Annotated in this window: 19 protein-coding genes and 1 tRNA gene; 11 read left to right on the forward strand and 9 right to left on the reverse strand. The window is 67.9% G+C overall.

Annotated elements, in window-relative coordinates:
• Positions 1 to 58: 58 nt before the first annotated feature.
• Genes F6Q13_RS04685 through F6Q13_RS04710 form a run of 6 tightly spaced genes read right to left on the reverse strand, consistent with a single transcriptional unit; the run spans position 59 to position 8,435 of the window.
• Positions 59 to 844, reverse strand: coding sequence for an enoyl-CoA hydratase family protein (locus tag F6Q13_RS04685; protein ID WP_293052939.1), 786 nt, complete (start codon positions 842 to 844; stop codon positions 59 to 61).
• The gene (locus F6Q13_RS04690; RefSeq protein WP_293052942.1) at positions 844 to 2,019 is read right to left on the reverse strand and encodes an acyl-CoA dehydrogenase family protein; all 1,176 of its coding nucleotides are present in this window, start codon (positions 2,017 to 2,019) and stop codon (positions 844 to 846) included. Before F6Q13_RS04690 ends, F6Q13_RS04685 begins: the two co-directional genes overlap by 1 nt.
• Positions 2,016 to 3,998 carry a biotin carboxylase N-terminal domain-containing protein gene (locus F6Q13_RS04695; protein ID WP_293052945.1) on the reverse strand — a complete coding sequence of 661 codons (1,983 nt, stop codon included), beginning with the start codon at positions 3,996 to 3,998 and terminating at the stop codon, positions 2,016 to 2,018. The genes F6Q13_RS04690 and F6Q13_RS04695 overlap by 4 nt, the downstream gene beginning before the upstream one ends.
• Before the next feature lie 5 nt (positions 3,999 to 4,003).
• Positions 4,004 to 5,593 (reverse strand): acyl-CoA carboxylase subunit beta, encoded by a 1,590-nt coding sequence (locus F6Q13_RS04700; RefSeq protein WP_293053004.1) that lies wholly within the window; start codon positions 5,591 to 5,593, stop codon positions 4,004 to 4,006.
• A gap of 2 nt (positions 5,594 to 5,595) precedes the next feature.
• The gene (locus F6Q13_RS04705) at positions 5,596 to 6,744 is read right to left on the reverse strand and encodes an acyl-CoA dehydrogenase family protein (RefSeq protein WP_293052948.1); all 1,149 of its coding nucleotides are present in this window, start codon (positions 6,742 to 6,744) and stop codon (positions 5,596 to 5,598) included.
• Positions 6,741 to 8,435: an acyclic terpene utilization AtuA family protein gene (locus F6Q13_RS04710; protein ID WP_293052950.1), complete on the reverse strand. Its 1,695-nt coding sequence runs from the start codon at positions 8,433 to 8,435 to the stop codon at positions 6,741 to 6,743. The genes F6Q13_RS04705 and F6Q13_RS04710 overlap by 4 nt, the downstream gene beginning before the upstream one ends.
• Before the next feature lie 273 nt (positions 8,436 to 8,708).
• Here F6Q13_RS04710 and rpmF point away from each other — a divergent pair, with 273 nt between their 5' ends.
• The 6 genes from rpmF to F6Q13_RS04740 all read left to right on the forward strand — a co-directional run bounded on the left by rpmF (position 8,709) and on the right by F6Q13_RS04740 (position 13,741).
• The gene (gene rpmF, locus F6Q13_RS04715; protein ID WP_293052952.1) at positions 8,709 to 8,882 is read left to right on the forward strand and encodes a 50S ribosomal protein L32; all 174 of its coding nucleotides are present in this window, start codon (positions 8,709 to 8,711) and stop codon (positions 8,880 to 8,882) included.
• Between the two features lie 55 nt (positions 8,883 to 8,937).
• Complete coding sequence (locus tag F6Q13_RS04720; protein WP_293052955.1) at positions 8,938 to 9,624, forward strand: response regulator transcription factor; 687 nt, start codon at positions 8,938 to 8,940, stop codon at positions 9,622 to 9,624.
• Positions 9,624 to 11,132, forward strand: coding sequence for a HAMP domain-containing sensor histidine kinase (locus tag F6Q13_RS04725; RefSeq protein WP_293052958.1), 1,509 nt, complete (start codon positions 9,624 to 9,626; stop codon positions 11,130 to 11,132). The genes F6Q13_RS04720 and F6Q13_RS04725 overlap by 1 nt, the downstream gene beginning before the upstream one ends.
• Before the next feature lie 83 nt (positions 11,133 to 11,215).
• Entirely contained in the window at positions 11,216 to 12,553 is a 1,338-nt protein-coding gene (locus F6Q13_RS04730; protein ID WP_293052961.1) for a trypsin-like peptidase domain-containing protein, read from the forward strand.
• Positions 12,554 to 12,600: 47 nt separating this feature from the next.
• Positions 12,601 to 13,101, forward strand: a complete 501-nt coding sequence (locus F6Q13_RS04735) for a MogA/MoaB family molybdenum cofactor biosynthesis protein (protein WP_293052964.1) — start codon at positions 12,601 to 12,603, stop codon at positions 13,099 to 13,101.
• 199 nt (positions 13,102 to 13,300) lie between these two features.
• Positions 13,301 to 13,741, forward strand: coding sequence for an MscL family protein (locus F6Q13_RS04740; protein WP_293052967.1), 441 nt, complete (start codon positions 13,301 to 13,303; stop codon positions 13,739 to 13,741).
• Positions 13,742 to 13,752: 11 nt separating this feature from the next.
• Here F6Q13_RS04740 and F6Q13_RS04745 read toward each other — a convergent pair whose 3' ends face one another.
• From F6Q13_RS04745 to F6Q13_RS04755, 3 genes are all read right to left on the reverse strand, one after another.
• Entirely contained in the window at positions 13,753 to 14,409 is a 657-nt protein-coding gene (locus tag F6Q13_RS04745) for an SAF domain-containing protein (protein ID WP_293052970.1), read from the reverse strand.
• Between the two features lie 63 nt (positions 14,410 to 14,472).
• Positions 14,473 to 14,808, reverse strand: coding sequence for an FmdB family zinc ribbon protein (locus tag F6Q13_RS04750; protein WP_293052973.1), 336 nt, complete (start codon positions 14,806 to 14,808; stop codon positions 14,473 to 14,475).
• A gap of 40 nt (positions 14,809 to 14,848) precedes the next feature.
• A complete protein-coding gene (locus tag F6Q13_RS04755; RefSeq protein WP_293052976.1) occupies positions 14,849 to 15,472 on the reverse strand; it encodes a 5-formyltetrahydrofolate cyclo-ligase in 624 nt (207 codons plus the stop codon).
• 74 nt (positions 15,473 to 15,546) lie between these two features.
• Between F6Q13_RS04755 and F6Q13_RS04760 the strand changes: the two genes are divergently transcribed.
• The 5 genes from F6Q13_RS04760 (at position 15,547) to F6Q13_RS04780 (ending at position 19,747) form a co-directional block, all read left to right on the forward strand.
• Positions 15,547 to 16,464, forward strand: a complete 918-nt coding sequence (locus tag F6Q13_RS04760; RefSeq protein WP_293052979.1) for a UTP--glucose-1-phosphate uridylyltransferase — start codon at positions 15,547 to 15,549, stop codon at positions 16,462 to 16,464.
• Between the two features lie 61 nt (positions 16,465 to 16,525).
• Positions 16,526 to 17,782: a gephyrin-like molybdotransferase Glp gene (gene glp / locus F6Q13_RS04765; protein ID WP_293052982.1), complete on the forward strand. Its 1,257-nt coding sequence runs from the start codon at positions 16,526 to 16,528 to the stop codon at positions 17,780 to 17,782.
• Between the two features lie 21 nt (positions 17,783 to 17,803).
• Positions 17,804 to 18,457 (forward strand): GNAT family protein, encoded by a 654-nt coding sequence (locus F6Q13_RS04770; protein WP_293052985.1) that lies wholly within the window; start codon positions 17,804 to 17,806, stop codon positions 18,455 to 18,457.
• Between the two features lie 227 nt (positions 18,458 to 18,684).
• Positions 18,685 to 19,629 (forward strand): gephyrin-like molybdotransferase receptor GlpR, encoded by a 945-nt coding sequence (gene glpR / locus F6Q13_RS04775; RefSeq protein WP_293052988.1) that lies wholly within the window; start codon positions 18,685 to 18,687, stop codon positions 19,627 to 19,629.
• 45 nt (positions 19,630 to 19,674) lie between these two features.
• A tRNA-Ala gene (locus F6Q13_RS04780) sits at positions 19,675 to 19,747 on the forward strand.
• The last annotated feature ends 2 nt before the right edge of the window (positions 19,748 to 19,749 follow it).

A 19,749-nucleotide genomic window follows, 5' to 3' on the forward strand; every position in this document is an offset into this window, starting at 1 on the left:
GAGCCTACGACGAAGATGTTTTGCTGCAAGGCAACTTCGTCAAACCGGCTCGTCATCGTTACGGGGCGGCCCAGCGAGGTGGGCGTTTTTGGAGGAAGGCCAGCATGCCTTCACGGGCTTCCGCCGAGACGAACAGCTGCGCCGACTCCGTGGCCAGGCGATCGGCGTCGCGGTCGAAGCCCGCGAGAATTGCCGCGGTGGTCAGGGCTTTCGACGCTGCCAGTCCCTGCGGCGAGCCGCGGGCGATGTCGGCGACCAGCGACGTGACGGCGGCGTCGACGTCGTCGGCGGCCATCGTGACCAGTCCGATTGCCGCCGCTTGGCGCGCGTCGAATTGCTCGCCGGTCAGGTAGTAGCGCGCCGCCGCACGTGCGGACAGTTTCGGCAGCAACGTCAGTGAGATGATCGCCGGCGCCACTCCGATCCGGGCTTCGGTCAGTGCGAAGGTGCTGCGCGGACCGGCGACGACGATGTCGCACGCGCCGACCAGGCCCAGGCCGCCGGCGCGGACGTGCCCGTCGATCACGGCGATCACCGGCAGCGGCAACTCGACGATGGCGCGCAGCAGCCTGGTCAGCTCCCGGGCCCGCCCGGCGGCCATGTCGAACGGGTCCGATGCAGCCGAAGATTCGGCCAAGTCGGCGCCGGCGCAGAACGTGCCACCGGTGTGGCCCAGCACCACCACCCGCACGGCATCGTCGGCGGCTGCGTCCTGCAGCCCCTGATGCAGTTGGCTGACCAGGGTGCCCGACAACGCGTTGCGGTTGTGTGGGGAGTTCAGCGTCAGCCGCGCACAAGGCTGCCCGGTGCCCGTCGGCCCTGCGTAGTCGACCAGCCTGTCCATCAGTAAGACCGGGGCAGTCCCAGCGAGGTCTGGGCGACGAAGTTGAGTACCATCTCCCGGCTGACCGGTGCGATCCGGAACAAGCGGGACGCGGCCAACGCCGCGGCGATGCCGTACTCCTTGGTCAACCCGTTGCCGCCCAGCGACTGGATGGCCTGGTCGACTGCGCGCGCCGAGGCCTCACCGGCGGCGTATTTGGCCATGTTGGCGGTCTCGGCCGCACCCGCGTCGTCGCCGCTGTCGTAGAGGGTGGCGGCTTTTTGCATCATCAACTTGGCCAGCTCGATCTCGATGTAGTTCTGGGCCAATGGGTGCGAGAGGCCCTGATGGGAGCCGATCGGGACGCCCCACACGTGGCGGGTCTTGACGTAGTCGGCGGCCTTGTTGATCGCGAAGCGGCCCATGCCGACCGCGCTGGCCGCTCCCATGATGCGCTCCGGGTTCAGCCCGGCGAACAGCTGAGCGATCGCGGCGTCTTGCGCGCCGACCAGTGCATCGGACGGCAGCCGCACGTCGTCGATGAACACCTGGAATTGGCGCTCCGGGCTGATCAGCTCCATCTCGATCGGGGTGAAGCTGAATCCGGGGGCGTCGGTGGGCACCACGAACAGCGCCGGACGCAGCTTGGCGGTCTTGGTGGTGGTCTCCTGGTAGGTGCGGCCCACCACCAGCACCGCCTGCGCCTGGTCGACGCCGGAGATGTAGACCTTCTGCCCGGATAAGATCCAGTCCGGCCCGTCACGGCGTGCGGTCGTGGTGATGTTGTGGGAGTTCGAGCCGGCGTCGGGCTCGGTGATCGCGAACGCCATCGTGATCGATCCGTCGGCGATGCCCGGCAGCCAGCGTTGTTTCTGTTCGTCGGTGCCGAACTTGGCGATGATCGTGCCGTTGATGGCCGGCGAGACCACCATCATCAGCAGCGCACACCCCGCAGCGGCCATCTCCTCCATCACCAGCGACAACTCGTACATTCCGGCGCCGCCGCCGCCGTAGCGCTCGGGCAGGTTCACCCCGAGGAAGCCGAGTTTGCCTGCCTCGTTCCACAGCTCGTCGGTGTGCTGGTGAGCGCGGGCCTTTTCCAGGTAGTACTCCTGGCCGTAGTTGGACACCAGGGCGGCTACGGCCTTGCGCAGCGCCCGGCGCTCTTCGCTCTCGATGAAACTCGTGTCGGTCATGGCGACTCTCCTTGTGCTTCGGTGTGCCCGACTCGGGCCAGCACGGTACCGACCTCGACCTGGTTGCCGGGTTGCACGTTGAGCTCGGCGAGCACACCGCCGGTCGGTGCGGTGATCGTGTGCTCCATCTTCATCGCTTCCAGCCAGACCAACGGCTGGCCCGCAGTCACGGTGTCGCCGACCGACGCCCCCACGCGGATGACGCTGCCGGGCATCGGGGCCACCAGCGATCCCTTTTCGACGGCCGAAGCGGATTCGGGGAATCGCGGCAACGCGACCAGGTGCACCGGTCCCCGCGGTGAGTCGACGTAGACGTCGTCTCCGTAGCGGGCGACGGTGAAAGCCCAGGACACCGATCCCCGGCTCAGCACGACGACGTCGGCGCCGGCCGAGACCAGAGCGATCCCTTCGTCGGCGGCCAGTACCAACCCTGTCCGGGTGAAACGGTACTCGACGTGGTGCTCGGCGCCGCCGTCGTCGCGGTAGCTCTTGTGCTGGTAGCCCGACGCCAGGTTGCGCCAGCCGCTGGGGACGGCGGCGAAGACGCCGGCTGTCGCCCGGTTGCGGGCGGCATCGGCGAGCGCGGCCGCGATCGCCGACAGCCGCACCGTCGATTCGTCGGCCAGCGGCGCCGACAGCGCCGACAGCCCGTGGGTGTCGACGAACGCCGTGTCGGTAGCGCCTGCCAGAAACGCCGGATGCCGCAGCACGGTGACCAGCAAGTCGCGGTTGGTGCGCGGCCCGTGCAGCCGGGCCCGGGCCAGCGCGTCGGCGAGCACCGCCGCCGCCGCGCGCCGGGTCGGCGCGTAGGAGATGATCTTGGCCAGCATCGGGTCGTAGTGAATCGAGACCGTCGACCCCGTCGTGACACCGGAGTCCAGCCGCACACCGGTGCGAAACCCCAGCGAGGCGAACTCGGTGCGCGCCGTCGGCACCTCGATGTGGTGCACCGGACCGGCCTGCGGCTGCCAGCCCCGCGCCGGGTCTTCGGCATACAGCCGGGCTTCGATCGAATACCCTTGCCCGGCAGGTGGTTCAGGGTCGAGCCGGTCGCCGTCGGCTACCGCCAGCTGCAGTTCGACCAGATCGAGACCGGTGGTCTCCTCGGTCACCGGGTGCTCGACCTGCAACCGGGTGTTCATCTCCAAAAAGTAGAAGTCCCCCGCATCGTCGGCCAGGAATTCCACCGTCCCGGCACCGGTGTAGCCGATCGCTTCGGCCGCCTTGCGTGCGGCCTCGAACAGGGTGGCGCGCATCCCCGGCGTGCGTTGCACCAGCGGCGACGGTGCTTCCTCGACGATCTTTTGGTGCCGGCGCTGAATCGAGCATTCGCGTTCCCCAACCGCCCACACGGTGCCGTGGGTGTCGGCGATCACCTGAACCTCGACGTGGTGCCCGGCAGGCAGGTAACGCTCGCAGAACACCGTGGGGTCGCCGAACGCCGAAGCCGCTTCACGTCGTGCTGCCGCGACTTCGCCCGCCAACGAGGACAATTCGGTCACCACCCGCATGCCCCGGCCGCCACCGCCCGCCGAGGCCTTGACCAGCACCGGCAACTGCGCGGACGTGACCGATTCCGGATCGAGCTCCTCGAGAACCGGAACACCCGCGGCCGCCATGATCTTTTTGGCTTCGATCTTGGAGCCCATCGCCCGCACCGCCGCGACCGGCGGTCCGATCCAGGTCAGGCCCGCGTCCTGTACGGCAGCTGCGAAATCCGCGTTCTCCGAGAGGAATCCGTAGCCGGGGTGCACGGAGTCGGCGTCGGCTTCGTTCGCCGCGGCGATGAGGGCCTCGATGTTGAGGTAATCGTTGACTGCGGGCAGCCGCACCCGGGTGTCGGCCTCGGCGACGTGCGGGGCGGCGGCGTCGGGATCGGTGTAGACGGCGACGGTATGCAGACCCAGCCGTCGACAGGTCGCGAATACCCGCCGGGCGATCTCGCCGCGGTTGGCCACCAGAACCCGGGTGATCGCCATCGGTATCACATCCGAAAGACGCCGAAGCTCGACGTCCCCTTGATCGGCGCGTTGGCGATGGCCGACAAACACATGCCCAGCACGGTGCGGGTGTCGCGAGGGTCGATGACGCCGTCGTCGTAGAGCATCCCGGACAACACCAGGGGCAGCGACTCGGCTTCGATCTGGCCTTCTATCGCGGCTCGCATGGAAGCGTCGGCGGCGTCGTCGTAGTGTTGCCCGCGAGCCTGTGCGGCCGCCCGGGCAACGATCGACAAGACGCCGGCAAGCTGGGCGCCGCCCATCACCGCCGCCTTGGCGGTGGGCCACGCGAACAGGAACCGGGGATCGTAGGCCCGGCCGCACATGCCGTAATGCCCGGCACCGTAAGACGCACCGATCAGCAGTGAGATGTGCGGGACCGTGGAATTGGACACGGCGTTGATCATCATCGCGCCATGCTTGATCATGCCGCCCTCTTCGTAGTCTTTACCGACCATGTAGCCGGTCGTGTTGTGCAGGAACAACAGCGGCGTATCCGAGCGGTTGGCCAACTCGATGAACTGAGTGGCCTTCTGCGACTCCGCGCTGAACAACACCCCACGGGCGTTGGCCAGTATTCCCAGCGGATAACCGTGCAGCCGGGCCCAGCCGGTCACCAGCGATGAGCCATAAAGGGCTTTGAACTCGTCGAATTCCGATCCGTCGACGATGCGGGCGATCACCTCTCGCGGATCGAACGGAATTCGCAGATCGGGCGGCACAATCCCGATCAGCTCGTCGGCGTCGAACAGCGGCTCGGTGACCGGCCCGGGCACGGGACCGAGCTTACGCCAGTTCAGCCTGGCCACGATACGGCGTCCGATCCGGATCGCGTCCAGCTCGTCGAGAGCGAAGTAATCAGCCAAACCCGATATGCGGGCGTGCATTTCGGCACCGCCCAAGGATTCGTCGTCGGACTCCTCCCCGGTGGCCATCTTCACCAGCGGAGGACCGGCCAAAAAAACCTTCGACCGTTCTTTGATCATGACGACGTGATCGGACATCCCGGGTACGTAGGCCCCACCGGCGGTGGAATTTCCGAAGACCAGAGCGATGGTGGGGATTCCGGCCGCCGACAACCGGGTCAGGTCGCGGAACATCTGCCCGCCGGGAATGAACACCTCCTTCTGAGTGGGCAGGTCGGCCCCGCCGGACTCCACCAGCGAAATGACCGGCAGCCGGTTCTCGAAGGCGATCTGGTTGGCCCGCAGTATTTTGCGAAGAGTCCAGGGATTGCTGGTGCCGCCTTTGACGGTCGGGTCGTTGGCCACGATCATGCATTCCACGCCCGAGACGGCACCGATTCCGATAACGACGCTGGCGCCTACCTGGAATTGACTGCCCCAGGCGGCCAGCGGACACAACTCCAGGAAAGGGGAATCCGGGTCGACGAGCAGCTCGATGCGTTCGCGCGCGGTCAGCTTGCCGCGGGCATGGTGACGTTCCACATATTTGGGTCCTCCGCCGGCAAGTACTTTGGCGAGTTCCGCTTCGATTTCGCCGAGTTTGGTGGTCGCCGCCGAGGCCGCCTCGGCAAAGGCGGGACTTTTCGGGTCGAGCGTGGACTGCAGCACGGTCATGATCTGAATCCCAGAGTCTTGGCGGCCAGCGCGGTCAGGATCTCGGTGGTTCCCCCGCCGATGCCCAGGATCCGCATGTCGCGATATTGCCGTTCGACTTCGCATTCGGTCATGTAGCCCATGCCGCCGAAGAGCTGAACAGCCTGGTGGGCCACCCATTCGCCGGCTTCGACCGCGGTGTTCTTGGCGAAACACACTTCGGCGATCAGGTTGGTTTCGCCGGCCAGCTGGCGCTCCACCACGTGGCGGGCATAGACCCGGGCGACGTCGATGCGCCGGGCCATCTCGGTCAGGGTGTTCTGCACGGCTTGCCGCGAAATCAGCGGTCGACCGAAGGTAACACGCTCGCGGCACCAGGCCGCGGTGATGTCCAGGCAGCGTTGCGCGCTCGAATACGCCTGCACGGCAAGGATGATGCGCTCGGCGACGAACGCCTGCGCGATCTGGGCGAAGCCGCTGTTCTCGGCGCCGACCAAGTTGGCCACGGGCACGGCCGCGTCGGTGTAGGACAGCTCGGCGGTATCCGACGAGCGCCAGCCCATTTTGTCGAGCTTGCGGGTTACGTGCAAACCCGGTGTGTCTTTTTCGACCACAAGCAGTGACACCCCGGCCGCGCCGGGGCCGCCGGTCCGCACGGCGGTGACGACGTAGTCCGCGCGCACACCGGAGGTGATGTAGGTCTTGGCGCCGTTGACCAGATAGTGCTCCCCTGCTCTGACCGCGGTGGTGCGCAGATGCCCGACGTCGGAGCCGCCGCCGGGCTCGGTGATGGCCAGCGCGCCGATCTTGTCGCCGCGCAGCGTCGGGCGGACAAAGGTGTCGATCAGCCGCGGATCACCCGAGGCCGCCATGTGCGGTACGGCGATGCCGCAGGTGAACAGCGACGCGAACACCCCGCCGGGTACGCCGGCCCGGTGCAGCTCTTCGCAGATCACCACCGCGTCGGCACCGTCGCCGTCGCCGCCGCCGACCGCCGCGGGGAAGCCGGCGCCCAACAGCCCGGCCTCCCCGGCGCGCCGGTGCAGGCTGCGCGGCAGCTCGCCGGCGCGCTCCCACTCGTCGACGTGCGGCAGTATTTCCCGGTCGGCGAACGCGCGCACCGCCTTGCGGAGCTGGTCGCGCTCGGGCGTGGTCCAGATGCTCACAGCAACCTCTCGGGGATGTCGACATGGCGACTGCGCAGCCATTCGCCCAGTCCCTTGGCCTGCGGATCGAATCGCGCGTGGTAGGCGACGCCCTGGCCGAGGATGTCGTCGACGACGAAGTTCACCGCGCGCAGGTTGGGCAGCAGATGGCGGGTGACCGGCAGCGCGGCGGTCTCGGGCAGCAGCTCCTTGAGCAACTCGACGGTCAGGGTGTGCGCCAGCCAGCGCCACTGCTCGTCGGTGCGTACCCAGACCCCGACGTTGGCCGAACCGCCTTTGTCGCCGCTTCGGGCACCGGCGATCGTGCCCAACGGCACGCGGCGGGTCGGTCCTGCCGGCAGCGGCTCGGGAAGCTGCGGCTGTTCGGCTGGGACAAGCTCGAGAGTATCGGTGGCGCAGGGGATATCGACCCGAGTGCCGTCGGCGTGCACGGCGATGTGCGCCACCTCGGCGGCGTCGACGTAACCGGGGGCGAACACGCCGTACACCTGGCCCTCGCCCGGCGGCGCGGTGACGTGGAAACCGGGGTAGCTGGCCAGCGCCAGTTCTATGGCGGCCGAAGAGAATGGGCGTCCGACGTTGGCCGGGTCGGGATCGCGGACCGTGCAGTGCAGCAATGCGCTGGCGGCTTCTTCGGTGTCGGCGTCGGTGTGATCGGTGCGGGCCAGTGTCCACTCCGACTCTGCCGGTTTGACGGCCAGTCCGGCTTCCAGTTGCCGTCGCACCAACGCGGCCTTGGCCTCGATGTCCAGTCCGGTCAGCACGAACGTCATCGAATTGCGGAATCCGCCGATGCTGTTGCACGACACCTTCAGCGTCGGCGGCGGCGGTTCGCCGGCCACACCGCTGATCCGGACCCGGTCGGGGCCTTCGGCTGATAGTTCGGCGGTGTCCATCCGGGCGGTGACATCGGGGTTGGCATAGCGGGCGCCGCTGATTTCGTAGAGCAGTTGCGCGGTGACCGTGTCGACGCTGACCAGTCCGCCGGTGCCGGGGTGCTTGGTGATCACCGACGAGCCGTCGGCGTGGATCTCGGCCAGCGGGAAGCCGGCGTGGGTGAGATCAGATACCTCGGTGAAGAACGCGAAGTTTCCGCCCGTGGCCTGCACGCCGCATTCGATGACGTGGCCGGCGACGACGGCACCGGCGAGCCGGTCGTAGTCGGTGCGGTCCCAGCCGAAGTGCGCGGCCGCGGGACCCACCGTGACCGAGGCATCGGTGACCCGGCCGGTGACCACGATGTCGGCGCCGTCGGCCAGGCAGTCGACGATGCCCCAGGCGCCCAGGTAGGCGTTGGCGGTCAGGGGCCGACCCAGTCCGAGTTCTTCGGCGCGGGGCGCCAGGTCGTCGCCCTCGACGTGGGCCACCCTCGTCGGGATGCCTAGGCGCTCGGCCAGCGCGCGCACCGCGTCGGCCAGGCCGGCGGGGTTGAGACCGCCGGCGTTGGCGACGATGCGTACCCGGCGGTCGTGGGCCAGTCCCAGGCACTCCTCGAGTTGGGTGAGGAACGTCGTCGCGTAGCCGCGTTCGGGGTGCTTCATGCGGTCACGGCCCAGGATGAGCATGGTCAGCTCGGCCAAATAGTCGCCGGTCAGGTAATCGAGGTCGCCTCCGGTGAGCATCTCGCGCATCGCCGAGAGCCGGTCGCCGTAGAACCCCGAGCAGTTCCCGATGCGGACCGCAGTGCTCATGGGCTCCGCTCCTCTTCACCACTGCGCTGTGCGCTGTTACCGGCGCGCCGCGCGCTCATCCCCGCCGGGCGACAACCGACACGCCAACCAACCGGTAGGTTAACGGGTGTGGGCGGTGCCGCGTCAAGGACGCCGACCGGCCGGTTTCTGTCGCGGGTCAGCCGTGGGTCCGGCCGAGATTTTGGCGGGTAGCAGGTCAGCGACTATTCTGAAAGTTAATAGTCACCGTGGATTCACCCGAACGGCGACCCCTACCAGCAGTAAGGCTCGTGTATGGCTGTCCCCAAGCGCAGGATGTCGCGTGCGAACACCAGAAGCCGGCGTGCGCAATGGAAGGCCACCAAGCCCGAGCTCGTCGGCGTGACGGTGGCCGGTCAGCCGCGCAAGGTTCCGCGCCGGTTGCTCAAAGCCGCCCGGCTGGGTCTTGTCGACCTGGACCGCCGCTAGTTGTCGGGCGCGGGTACTTAGCTCGCTCTCAGGCGATGGGACAACACTGATGGCCGTGCGAATTTTAGTCGTCGATGATGATCGTGCGGTACGTGAGTCGCTGCGCAGGTCGCTGTCGTTCAACGGCTACGCGGTGACACTGGCGCAGGACGGTGTGGAGGCGCTCGACGTGATCGCCACCGACCGGCCCGACGCTGTCGTGCTCGATGTCATGATGCCGCGGCTGGACGGCCTGGAGGTATGCCGTCAGCTGCGAAGCACCGGCGACGATCTGCCGATCCTGGTGCTGACTGCCCGCGACTCGATCTCCGAGCGGGTCGCCGGGCTGGACGCAGGCGCCGACGACTACCTGCCCAAGCCATTCGCGCTCGAAGAGCTGCTGGCGCGGATGCGGGCGCTGTTGCGCCGCACCAAGCTCGAGGATGTCACCGAGGCGACGCCGCTGACGTTCGCCGATCTCACCCTGGATCCGGTGACCCGGGAAGTGACCCGGGGGGAACGCCATATCAGCCTGACCCGCACCGAGTTCGCTCTGCTGGAGATGCTCATCGCCAATCCCCGGCGGGTACTCACCCGCAGCCGGATCCTGGAGGAAGTGTGGGGGTTCGACTTCCCTACTTCGGGTAACGCGCTGGAAGTCTATGTCGGATACCTGCGTCGCAAGACCGAGGCCGAGGGAGAGCCACGACTGATCCACACCGTGCGCGGTGTGGGGTATGTGTTGCGTGAAACACCCCCTTGATGTCCCCGTTCGGCTGGCGACGTCGCGCACCGCGGGCCACCACCTCGCTGTCGTTGCGGTGGCGGGTGATGTTGCTGGCGATGTCGATGGTCGCGATGGTGGTCGTCTTGATGGCGGTTGCGGTCTACGCGGTGATCTCGGCGGCGCTCTACAAGGACATCGATCACCAGTTGGAGAGCCGGGCGCAGCTGCTGATCGCCAGCGGATCACTGGCGGCCGACCCTAGCCGAGCCATTGAGGGCACCGCGTATTCCGATGTCAATGCGATGCTGGTGAAGCCCGGTCGAGCGATCTACACCGCCAATCAACCGGGTCAGAAGCTTCCGGTCGGCGGGCCGGAAAAGGCGGTGATCCGTGGTGAGCTGCTCTTGTCGCGACGCACCGTGGCCAACCAGCGGGTGCTGGCGATTCACCTGCCCAACGGCAGCTCGCTGCTGATCTCCAAGAGCCTGGCGCCGACGGACGCGGTCATGCAGAAACTACGTTTGGTGCTGCTGATCGTCGGGGGGGTCGGTGTGGTGGTGGCCGCGGTGGCCGGGGGGATGGTCACCCGGGCCGGCCTGCGGCCGGTGGCGCGCCTCACCGAGGCCGCCGAGCGGGTCGCGCGGACCGACGACCTGCGGCCCATTCCGGTGTTCGGCAGCGACGAATTAGCCAGGCTGACAGAGTCATTCAATCTGATGCTGCAAGCGCTGGCCGAATCTCGGGAACGGCAGGCACGTCTGGTTGCCGATGCGGGCCACGAGCTGCGGACTCCGTTGACGTCGTTGCGCACCAACGTCGAGCTTTTGATGGCGTCGATGGAGCCCGGTGCGCCGCCGCTGCCTGAGCAGGAGATGGCAGGTTTGCGCGCCGATGTCATCGCGCAGATCGAGGAATTATCAACATTGGTAGGCGATCTGGTTGATCTGAGCCGTGATGAGGCCCGCGAGGTGGTCCACGAGCCGGTGGACATGTCCGAGGTGATTGATCGCAGCTTGGAGCGGGTTCGACGGCGCCGCAACGACATCGGATTCGACGTCCAGGTCACGCCCTGGCAGGTTTACGGCGACAGTGCTGCGCTCTCGCGGGCAGTGCTGAATCTGATGGACAACGCTGCCAAGTGGAGTCCCTCGGGCTCGAGTGTGGGCATCCGGATGACCCAGCTCGACCCGACACACGCCGAGCTGGTGGTCTCCGACTACGGACCCGGTATTCCCGCGCACGAGCGCGAGCTGGTGTTCGAACGGTTCTTCCGCTCCGCGACAGCGCGGGCAATGCCCGGCTCCGGGCTGGGTCTGGCGATCGTCAAGCAAGTGGTGGTCAATCACGGTGGGACACTTCGCATCGAGGATACCGTTGCAGGTGGTCAACCCCCGGGCACATCGGTCCACATGGTGCTCCCCGGGCGTCCGATCCCGCCGGCGACATATCGGGCTCCCGATGTTTGCGCCACCGACATCGGGGGGAACTCCGAAAGCCTGGCGAACGTTATCACAGTGGATTCTCAGTCCACCCAGGCAAGGTAGTTGAAGTCTTGACCGACCCCTTAACCGACCCCTTGACTGACCGACCCCTTGACCGACCATAGAGAAAGAGCGACCCAGCGCTTATGACGAATCACCCGAGGTATTCGCCACCGCAGCAACCGGGCTATGGGCCGGCAGCCGATCAGCCTGCCCTCCCCGGGTACCCCAGTCATGGGCAACAGCAAATGTATGGCCAGCCCTATGACTGGCGCTATGGCCAGCAGCCGCCCTATGGTGGTCAGCCGTTCAATCCCTTCGGCGTTCAGCCTACTCGGTCGCAATCTGGGTCCGTAACCGAAAAGTGGCCCCGGGCAGGGGTATTAGCGATCGGTGCGCTGGTGATCGCGGTGGTCTCGGCCAGTATCGGCGGGGCGGTGGCCTCGGTGGTCGAGCACAGCGGCCAGCCCGGCAGCAGCGCCGCCCGCATGACGCTGGGCGGCAAGACCCCGGGTGTCCCGACGGCTAATGCGCCGGCCGAGAGCGTCGAGCAGGTCGCCGCCAAGGTGGTACCCAGCGTCGTCATGCTCGAGACCGATCTCGGGCATCAATCCGAGGAGGGTTCGGGCATCATCTTGTCGCCCGACGGGCTCATCCTGACCAACAACCACGTCATCGCGGCCGCTGCCGGCGCAAAGCACCCCGGCGCGACGGGTCCGGCGCCGAAGACCACCGTGACCTTCTCCGACGGACGCACGGCTGCGTTCACCGTCGTCGGGGCCGATCCCACCACCGATATCGCGGTGGTCCACGCGCAAGGCGTTTCCGGGTTGTCGCCGATCACCCTGGGGTCCTCGGCAAACCTGCGGGTGGGTCAGCCCGTCGTGGCGGTCGGATCGCCGTTGGGTTTGGAAGGGACGGTGACCACCGGGATCGTCAGCGCGCTCAACCGGCCCGTGTCGACCACCGGCGAAGCGGGTAACCAGAACACCGTGCTCGACGCCATCCAGACCGATGCCGCGATCAACCCGGGTAATTCCGGAGGTGCGCTGGTCAACATGAACGCTGAACTGGTGGGGGTCAACTCGGCGATCGCCACGCTGGGTGGCGAGTCTCCCGACGGTCAGAGCGGCTCGATCGGCCTGGGCTTCGCCATCCCGGTCGACCAGGCCAAGCGGATCGCCGACGAGCTGATCAGCACCGGGAAGGCGTCGCATGCCTCGCTGGGTGTCCAGGTGACCAGCGACAAGGAGGTCCCCGGCGCCAAGGTCGTCGAGGTGGTGCCCGACGGCGCGGCGGCGAGCGCCGGTCTGCCCAAAGGGTCGGTGGTTACCAAGGTCGATGACCGCCCGGTCAACAGCGCCGACGGTCTGGTGGCCGCGGTACGGTCCAAGGCGCCCGGCGACAAGGTGACGTTGACCTACCTCGACCCGTCCGGTGACACCAAGACGCTGCAGGTCACGCTGGGGAAGGCGCAGCAGTGAGAAGGACCGTGGTGCCGGGGGCGGCTCTCGGAGATACGTTTGCACTCATGCACGAGCGTGGCGAGTTGGTGGTCGGCAGAGCGCTCGTCGTGGTGGTCGACGACCGCACGGCGCACGGAGACGAGGAGGATCACAGCGGCCCGCTGGTCACCGAGCTGCTCACCGAGGCGGGTTTTGTCGTCGACGGCGTGGTGGCCGTGGCGGCCGACGAGGTCGAGATCCGTAATGCGCTGAACACCGCTGTGATCGGTGGGGTGGATCTGGTGGTGTCGGTCGGCGGTACCGGTGTGACGCCGCGCGACGTCACACCGGAAGCCACCCGCGCCATTCTCGATCGGGAAATCCTCGGGATCGCCGAAGCCATCCGGGCCTCGGGACTGTCCGCCGGCATCGTCGATGCCGGATTGTCGCGCGGCCTGGCCGGCATCTCGGGAAGCACGTTGGTGGTCAACTTGGCCGGCTCGCGCTACGCGGTGCGGGACGGAATGGCGACCCTCAATCCTCTGGCGGGCCAGATCATCGGTGAACTGTCGAGTCTGGAGAGATGACGCCGACCACCGACCCGGACGATGCCGGGGAGGCCGACGAGCACGAGCGCTGGCTCATCGAGAACGTCCCGCCGCACCATGTCTGAGCAAGGCTTTCAAGGTCACGGGGCGATCAAATCTCGGTGACTAATTGTGGCCGGGCCGGGTCGTGGGCCGCATCTGGGCATAGCGTTTTTCCGGGCGGTGCGGCATCGCCCTGGTGATCGGGAGGGTCGCGGTGCAGGGATTCAAGAATTTTCTGATGCGCGGTGACGTGATCACCGTGGCCGTCGGGCTGGTGGTGGCCTTGGCGTTTTCCAACGTCGTCAAGGCTTTCACCGACAGCGTGGTCAATCCGCTGGTCACGGCGGCGCAGCCGACTGCCGGCCTGGGTTTGGGTTGGCAGCTCGGCCCGGCAGGCGACAAGTCGACGTTCCTCGACATCGGGGCAGTGATCTCGGCGATCGTCTACTTCGTCGTCTTCATAGCGGTGGTCTACTTCGTGATCGTCGTGCCCTACAAGCACATCCAGAAGCGCCGCGGGGTCATCGTATTCGGGGAGGAACCGGCCACGAAAGCCTGCCCGCAGTGCCTGTCCGACATCCCCGCGGCCGCGCAGAAGTGCAAATACTGCGGCAGCGAGCAGACGGCGGCCGCCTGACGCCGCCGGGCTCAGTGCAGGGCGAGGGTCACTGCCTGACCCAGTGTGGCGCCGGCGACGGCGGTGGCCGCGCCGGCCGGTACCGCCACCAGCACCACCCGCTCGCCGGCCTGGGCTTGCTGCTTGGCCGAGACCACAACCACGACCGCATTGCTGGCCACGATGCGGGGGCCGGTGTTCGTTCCGGTGTCGTGTTGGGCCGGGGCCGCCACCACGTCGACGACATCGCCGGGGCGCACCAGGTCGGCCAGCGCCGGGTCGGCGGGATGCACCGGCACGATCCGGGCGCCGGGGCCAGCGGTCGACTCCGCCAATCGGCTGCCCAACAGTCGCACGTCGGTGAGCATTTCGCCCCGCCGGGCCGGACCGGCCAGCGTGGAGCCGACCACCAGGTCGAGATCGGCTACCGCGCCGTCGGGAACCGTGGCGGCCACGCGGCTGGCGACCTGGACGTCGTCGGCGGCCAGTGGGGTGCCCGGCGCCAGATCGTGGGCCGCGACCACCACCTGCGCGCGAGCCCCGTCGGGGTCGGGGCGCACCGCGGCGACCGCGGCCAACACCACGAGCCCGCCCGCCGCGAGCCGTCGAGCCAGCATCGTGCGCGTCCAGTCCGGGCGCAAGCGCTGGGCCACCCGGTCGACGAGAGCGGGATTCAGCGATTGCGCCACGACGCCACGCTAAACGTGGCGGGACCGCGGCCGCGGACGTGGGAAGAGCGACTGTGGATAACCCTAGCTGGCGGCTTTCGCCGGCTCCCGCGAGGAGGCTTTCGGGGAGGCTTCAGGGGACGCTGTCGAGGAGGCCTCAGAAGAGGCTCCAGAAGAGGCTCCAGAAGAGGCTTTGGCCTGCTCCGAGGAGCCCGCCGTGCCGTTGGTGGAACGCTTGGCCGATTCGCGGCTGTCGGTACGGTAGAAACCGCTGCCCTTGAAGACCACGCCCACCGAATGGAACAGTTTGCGCAGTCGCCCGGAGCACTGCTGGCAGGTGGTCAGGGCCTCGTCGGTGAAGGACTGGACCACGTCGAACCGGTTGCCGCACCCGGTGCAGGCGTAGCTGTATGTCGGCACAGAAACCTCCGCGTCTGGACGTCGTTAGCACTCTACCGTGTCAAGTGCTAGAACCGCTATTCGTGCCGTGAGATTCCCGGACGGTGTCGTCGAGCTTGATCAGCCCGTGCCCCGGCGTGAGCGCGTGCGTCATCCGCACGTCGTGGGGCTCGTGGGGCAACTCGTCGACAAGTTCGCAGTCGCGCACCACCGCGACCAGGCGGGCATGCGGGTTGCGGTCCACCAGCGCCCGGTCGTAGAAGCCGCGGCCACGGCCCAGCCGCACTCCGCGGCGGTCGACCGCCAGTGCGGGCACCAGTGCCAGACTGGCCTCGGCCAGCGCCTCGGGCGGCAGCCACGGCTTGGCCGGTTCCAGCAGACCGGACCGCCCGCGCACCAGCCGCCCGGGTCGGTACTCGCCCCAGCGCAACGCACACGGAGTGCCGTCGGCGCTGGTCAACGCCACCGGCAGCAACACCCGTCGGGCCGTGCTCCGCAGCACGTCGAGCATCTCGACCGAGCCCGGCTCGGTGCCCACCGGAACATAGGCGCACACCGTGTCGCCGGTCCCGACCAGGCCGGCGACGTGGTCAGCGAGTTGGTCCGCCTCGGCGGCGCGGAGATCGGCGGCCACCGCTCGGCGGGCTGCCAGCAGCTGCTGTCGTAATGCTGCTTTGCCGGCCATGGGTTCAACGATCTCAGCCCGGTCGCTCACCCCGCCACCGAAACTTCCGAGGATGCCCGGTTATGGTGTCAGCAATGTCACCTGCAGGTGTTTCGGTTCCCCGCACGGCGATCGTGCCCGCGGCCGGTCTGGGCACGCGCTTTCTGCCCGCAACCAAAACGGTGCCCAAGGAGCTGCTGCCGGTCGTCGACACGCCCGGCATCGAGCTGGTCGCCGCCGAGGCTGCCGAGGCGGGCGCCGAGCGGCTGGTCATCGTCACCTCGGAGGGCAAGGACAGCGTTGTCGCGCACTTCGTCGAAGATCTGGTGCTGGAGGGCACCCTGGAGGCGCGCGGCAAGACGGCGATGCTGGACAAAGTGCGTCGTGCCCCCCGGCTGATCAAGGTCGAGTCCGTGGTGCAGGCCGAGCCGCTCGGGCTCGGGCATGCGATCGGCTGCGTCGAACCCGTGCTGGCGGACGGTGAGGACGCGGTGGCGGTTTTGCTGCCCGATGACCTGGTGCGCCCGACCGGTGTGCTGGAGACCATGTCGAAGGTACGCGCCTGCTTCGGCGGAACGGTGCTGTGCGCCATCGAGGTGTCCCCGGAGGAGATCAGCGCCTACGGGGTTTTCGACGTCGAGCCCGCCCCGCGCCAGGCATTCGCCGGCACCGACGTGCTCAAGGTCAACGGCATGGTGGAAAAGCCCAAGCCCGACGCGGCCCCGTCGAGGTACGCAGCGGCCGGCCGCTACGTGCTGGACCGCGCGATTTTCGACGCGCTGCGCCGCGTCGATCCGGGCGCCGGGGGAGAAGTCCAGCTCACCGATGCCGTGGCGCTGTTGATCGCGGAGGGCCACCCGGTGCACGCGGTCGTGCACCGCGGCACTCGACACGATCTGGGAAATCCCGGCGGCTACTTGAAGGCTGCGGTTGACTTTGCCTTGGACCACGAAGACTACGGTCCGGACTTGCGGCGCTGGCTGGTGGAGCGATTGGGGCTGACCGGCAACTAGCGACCGCCCACCGCCAGAAAGGCACCAGGAAGGCGTCAGGAAGGCACCAGGAAGGCACGTTGTGCGTTCGGTGGAGGAACAACAGGCCCGGGTAATGGCCGCGGCGGTGGCGCCGCGACCGGTACGGGTGGCGATCGCCGAGGCCCAGGGCCTGATGTGCGCCGAAGAGGTGGTCACCGACCGTCCGTTGCCCGGATTCGACCAGGCCGCTGTCGACGGTTACGCGGTGCGCAGCATCGACCTGCGCAGCGTCGGGGTCGTCGGCGGCGATCGGGCCGTCGGCGAGGACGCCTGCGGGACCGTGACCTTGCCGGTGATGGGCACTATCGCGGCCGGCACGCGCACCCCCAGCAGACTGCAGCCCCGCCAGGCCGCTCGGGTGCAGACCGGGGCTCCGCTGCCGACGTTGGCCGATGCCGTTTTGCCGTTGCGCTGGACCGACGGCGGCGAATCCCGGGTGCGGGTGCTGCGCGCTGTGCGGTCGGGCGCCTATGTGCGGCGCGCCGGGGAAGACGTGCGGCCCGGTGACGTCGCGGTGCGCTGCGGGACGATCATCGGCGCGGCCCAGGTGGGCCTGCTGGCCGCGGTCGGGCGGGAACGCGTGTTGGTCCATCCGCGTCCCCGGCTGTCGGTGATGTCGATCGGCGATGAGCTCGTCGATATCTCCCGCACCCCGGGCAGCGGGCAGGTCTACGACGTCAACTCCTATGCGTTGGCGGCAGCCGGTCGCGACGCGGGTGCCGAGGTGAACCGGGTCGGGATCGTCAGCGCCGATCCCAGGGAACTTCGCGACGTCGTCGAGGGTCAAGTCAACCGTGCCGAGATCGTGGTGATCGCCGGTGGGGTCACCGAGGCGGTGCGCTCGGTGCTCGCCGAGCTCGGCGAGATGGAGGTCACCCGCGTCGCCATGCATCCCGGGTCGGTGCAGGGCTTCGGGCAGCTGGGTCGCGAAGGGGTCCCGACTTTTCTGCTGCCGGCCAACCCCGTCAGCGCGCTGGTGGTCTTCGAGGTGATGGTCCGGCCGCTGATCCGGTTGGCGCTGGGTAAGCGGCAGCCGATGCGCCGGATGGTGCCCGCCCGAACGCTGTCGCCGATCACCTCGATGCCCGGGCGCAAGGGATTTCTGCGCGGTCAGCTCATGCGCGATCAGGACACCGACCAATACCTGGTCCAGGTGCTGGGCGGAGGGTCGAGCGCGTCGTCGCACTTGTTGGCCACCCTGGCCGAGGCAAACTGTCTAGTGGTGGTTCCCAGTGCGGCCGAGCAGATCAATTCCGGCGAGATCGTCGATGTCGCGTTCCTGGCTCAGCGCGGCTGAGCGACGCGGCAACCCACCCTGATGAACCGGTGGCGCTCCAGTTCCCAGCATCCCGGCTGGCCGATGGCGGTGGGACCGCTGCGGGTCGGCGCGGGGGTGATCGGGCTGCGCCCGGTGCGGATGCGCGATGCCGCGCAGTGGAGTCGCATCCGATTGGCCGACCGCGGTCATCTCGAGCCCTGGGAGCCCAGCACTGATTTGGATTGGACAGTGCGACATGCCATTTCATCCTGGCCTGCGATGTGTGCGAGCCTGCGCTCAGAAGCCCGTAACGGCCGCATGCTGCCGTACGCGATCGAACTCGACGGGCAGTTCTGTGGGCAGTTGACGATCGGCAACGTCACGCACGGGGCGCTGCGGTCGGCGTGGATCGGGTATTGGGTCTCCAGCGCAGCCGCCGGCGGCGGGGTGGCTACCGGGGCGCTGGCACTGGGCCTCGACCACTGCTTCGGCCCGGTCATGCTGCATCGCGTGGAAGCCACCGTGCGACCGGAGAACGCGGCGAGCAGGGCGGTGCTGGCAAAGGTCGGTTTCCGCGAGGAGGGGCTGCTGCGGCGCTACCTTCAGGTCGACGGGGCGTGGCGAGATCATGTGCTGATGGCCCTCACGGTCGAGGATGTCTGCGGGTCGGTGACGTCGGCTCTGGTGCGCGAGGGGCATGCCAGCTGGGTCTAGCGTGGCGCGCCGAGGGTGAACCTGTTGCGACAATCGGCCACATTTCTCGCAACACTTTCACACTCGCTGACTTGGCACCGGCGCACCGACGGTTCTGTTACTGATGTGACATTAGTGATAAATGAGTCTTGTGTGTTGTAAATTACAGGTGTGTAATTGTCTTGGGCGCGCCTCGACCGGATCCGTCGGACGACGGCCTACCCTGGCGGGGAAAGGAGCAGGTCACCATGCCAAGCATTCCGCAATCGCTGCTGTGGATATCGCTCGTGGTGCTCTGGCTGTTCGTGCTGGTTCCGATGTTGATCAGCAAGCGTGAGGCGGTGCGGCGCACCAGCGACGTGGCGCTGGCGACCCGGGTGCTCAACAGTGCCGCGGCGGCGCGGCTGCTCAAGCGCGGTGGACCGGCAGCCGGGCATCGCAGCGATCCGCATTGGCAGCCCGACGAGGACCGGTTCGAGGACCTCGACGATGAGGGCCTCGACAATGAGGACCGCACGTCCGGGGTCGTCGCGCCGGTCGCCGCCGACGTTGCTGCCGACGCCGACGACATCGACACCGTCGACGAGCCCGCCCGCCCGGGCGAGCCGGCAGCGGAAGACGACGTCGAAGCCCAGTCCGCGGCCGAGCCCGCGGAGGACTCGGTGCTTGCCGACGAATACGAAACCGTCGACGACACCTCCGGGATACCGGTGTCCGAGGAAGAAACCGAGTCGATGCTCGACCCGGCGATCCTGCGACGGCACCGCTACGAATCGCAAACCGCCGTTGCGGTCAGTGTGCGCAAATACACCTTCCGCAAGCGGATGCTGGTGACGATGACCCTGATGCTGGTGGCCTCGGCCACGGCAGCGTTCGTGCTGACACCGGTGGCCTGGTGGATTTGCGGCAGCGTCGGCGCGATAACCATGCTGTACCTGGCCTATCTGCGCCGGCAGACGCGGATCGAGGAGCGGCTGCGCCGGCGCCGGCTGCAGCGGTTGGCCCGGTCTCGGCTCGGCGGGGAGCACCCTTACGACCGCGAGTTCGAAGTGGTCCCGTCGCGGCTGCAACGCCCCGGCGCGGTAGTGCTGGAGATCGACGACGAGGATCCGGCCTTCGCGCATCTTGACTACGCGCCGTACGCTCGGGACTACGGTTGGCACCGCGATCTGCCGCGGGCTGCCGGCCAGTAGCGTTTCGGCTCGGTGGACTGCGGCTGGTAGCCTGCTAGCGATCACGGGGCTATGGCGCAGCTGGTAGCGCGACTCGTTCGCATCGAGTAGGTCAGGGGTTCGAATCCCCTTAGCTCCACC

It is taken from the genome of Mycobacterium sp. (assembly GCF_008709575.1).
Classification (GTDB): domain Bacteria; phylum Actinomycetota; class Actinomycetes; order Mycobacteriales; family Mycobacteriaceae; genus Mycobacterium.

What these genes read in the sequence shown, in the direction of transcription:
- F6Q13_RS04735 (WP_293052964.1), top strand. Translation starts at nt 12,601, where the DNA reads ATGCACGAGCGTGGCGAGTTGGTGGTCGGCAGAGCGCTCGTCGTGGTG.
- F6Q13_RS04695 (WP_293052945.1), bottom strand. Translation starts at nt 3,998, where the DNA reads ATGGCGATCACCCGGGTTCTGGTGGCCAACCGCGGCGAGATCGCCCGG.
- F6Q13_RS04760 (WP_293052979.1), top strand. Translation starts at nt 15,547, where the DNA reads ATGTCACCTGCAGGTGTTTCGGTTCCCCGCACGGCGATCGTGCCCGCG.
- F6Q13_RS04730 (WP_293052961.1), top strand. Translation starts at nt 11,216, where the DNA reads ATGACGAATCACCCGAGGTATTCGCCACCGCAGCAACCGGGCTATGGG.
- glpR (WP_293052988.1), top strand. Translation starts at nt 18,685, where the DNA reads ATGCCAAGCATTCCGCAATCGCTGCTGTGGATATCGCTCGTGGTGCTC.
- F6Q13_RS04690 (WP_293052942.1), bottom strand. Translation starts at nt 2,019, where the DNA reads ATGACCGACACGAGTTTCATCGAGAGCGAAGAGCGCCGGGCGCTGCGC.
- F6Q13_RS04710 (WP_293052950.1), bottom strand. Translation starts at nt 8,435, where the DNA reads ATGAGCACTGCGGTCCGCATCGGGAACTGCTCGGGGTTCTACGGCGAC.
- F6Q13_RS04755 (WP_293052976.1), bottom strand. Translation starts at nt 15,472, where the DNA reads ATGGCCGGCAAAGCAGCATTACGACAGCAGCTGCTGGCAGCCCGCCGA.
- F6Q13_RS04770 (WP_293052985.1), top strand. Translation starts at nt 17,804, where the DNA reads ATGAACCGGTGGCGCTCCAGTTCCCAGCATCCCGGCTGGCCGATGGCG.
- F6Q13_RS04725 (WP_293052958.1), top strand. Translation starts at nt 9,624, where the DNA reads ATGTCCCCGTTCGGCTGGCGACGTCGCGCACCGCGGGCCACCACCTCG.
- F6Q13_RS04685 (WP_293052939.1), bottom strand. Translation starts at nt 844, where the DNA reads ATGGACAGGCTGGTCGACTACGCAGGGCCGACGGGCACCGGGCAGCCT.
- rpmF (WP_293052952.1), top strand. Translation starts at nt 8,709, where the DNA reads ATGGCTGTCCCCAAGCGCAGGATGTCGCGTGCGAACACCAGAAGCCGG.